This window comes from Streptomyces kebangsaanensis (genome assembly GCF_001906585.1).
In the GTDB taxonomy this organism is placed as follows: domain Bacteria; phylum Actinomycetota; class Actinomycetes; order Streptomycetales; family Streptomycetaceae; genus Streptomyces; species Streptomyces kebangsaanensis.
This window is the reverse complement of the sequence record NZ_JUJA01000164.1, coordinates 2,758-4,201: the sequence shown is the minus strand read 5'-3', so window position 1 is coordinate 4,201 and position 1,444 is coordinate 2,758. Positions and strand designations below refer to the sequence as shown.

Annotated in this window: 1 protein-coding gene and 1 pseudogene; both read left to right on the top strand. The window is 75.3% G+C overall.

Annotation, left to right across the window (positions count from 1 at the left end):
* Nucleotides 1-356 precede the first annotated feature (356 nt).
* A complete protein-coding gene (locus tag RH94_RS33050) occupies nt 357-737 on the top strand; it encodes a PPOX class F420-dependent oxidoreductase (protein ID WP_073952024.1) in 381 nt (126 codons plus the stop codon).
* Between the two features lie 109 nt (nt 738-846).
* Nucleotides 847-1,444, top strand: a pseudogene (locus tag RH94_RS46475) (glycosyltransferase 87 family protein); the annotation flags it as partial.

Below are 1,444 nucleotides of genomic sequence, written 5' to 3'. Positions count from 1 at the left end.
GGCGGCCGGCTGCGCCGAGCCGCGTACGGCGGCGGGGGCGCCGGGAGTCTCACCGGCCATCGCCGCCTGCGTGACCATCCCCCCTCCCAGGAGGAGTCCCGCGACGGCCGCCAGCCGTGTCACCCGCCGGACGACCCGTCGTCGTACGTGCCTCATGTGTGGCTCCTGCACCCCGAACACGCGGTATCGACACCGCGGGGCCCTCCGGTCCTCGAGCGCCCTTCCCCTCATACGTGGCGCGGCACGGCCGTGTTCAGCACGCGGGTGATCTTCTTCGGGTCCTCCTCGGGTGTTCTTTGGGGGTGCCCGTGCAGCGGCCCGGCGGGGCAGAGCCCCCCACGCCTAGACTGCCGCGCATGGACGACACCTTGGTGGAGCGGCTCGGGGCCGGGAAGTACCTGCTGGTCACCAGCTACCGCAGGAACGGCACTCCGGTCGCCACCCCGGTGTGGGTGGTGCGCGACGGTGACGCGCTCGGTGTGTGGACGGCCGCCGACTCCGGGAAGGTCAAGCGGATCCGCAACCGCGCCGACGTCCTCGTCGGCCCCTGCGACCTGCGCGGCAACCCCACCGGGGAACAGGCGGCGGCGACGGCGGAGATCTGCGGTCCGGCCGCCACCGCCCGCTACCGCGATCTCATCGCCCGCAAGTACGGCGTGCTCGGCCGCCTCACCCTGCTGGGCAGCCGGCTGCGCCGCGGGGTGGGCGGCACCGTCGGGGTCCGGGTGACCATCTGACCCGGGCGCCGGGCATCGCCCGTACGGGCGATGCCCGGCGTGGCAGCCGCCGTCCGACGTACCCGCTGGGCTAGCCTGCGGGCGCTGCCGACACGACGGGGCTGGTGCGGTGAAGGGGATCTGGGCCACGGGCCGGAGGGCCGGACAGTGGCTCACCGGCCATGCCGGCTGGTGTCTGGCCGTCTCCGTGGCCGTGCACGTCCTCGCCGTCGTCACCCACCCGACGCACCCGCTGGACCTGCGCGTCTACCGCGAGGCCGCACCGCACGTGCTCTCCGGGGGTCTGTACGACTACGCGCTGCGGACCACTCCGCCCATCCCCCGGCTGCCGTTCACCTACCCGCCCTTCGCCGCCCTGCTGTTCCTGCCGCTGTCGCGCCTTCCGTGGGAGGTGCTGGTCGCGCTCTGGCAGACGCTCTCCGTGGCGGCGCTCCTCGTCGTCGCCGTGGGCGCGGTGCGCCTGCTGGGCCCGCGCGCCGGGGGCCGGGTACGGGAGCGCGCCCTGCTCTGGGCCGCCGCCGGGCTGTGGCTGGAACCCGTGCGGCACACCCTCGACCAGGGACAGGTCAACCTGCTGCTGGGCGCCGTCGTCCTGTGGTGCCTGGCCGTGCCGCGCGCGGCGGTGGGCCGGGGAGCGGGCGTGGGACTGGCGGCGTCGGTGAAGCTGACCCCGGCCGTCGGCGGGCTGTACCTGCTGGCGACCCGGC

Bases quoted from the DNA above. Each gene is read 5' to 3' on its own strand.
- RH94_RS33050 (WP_073952024.1), top strand. From the start codon at position 357: ATGGACGACACCTTGGTGGAGCGGCTCGGGGCCGGGAAGTACCTGCTG.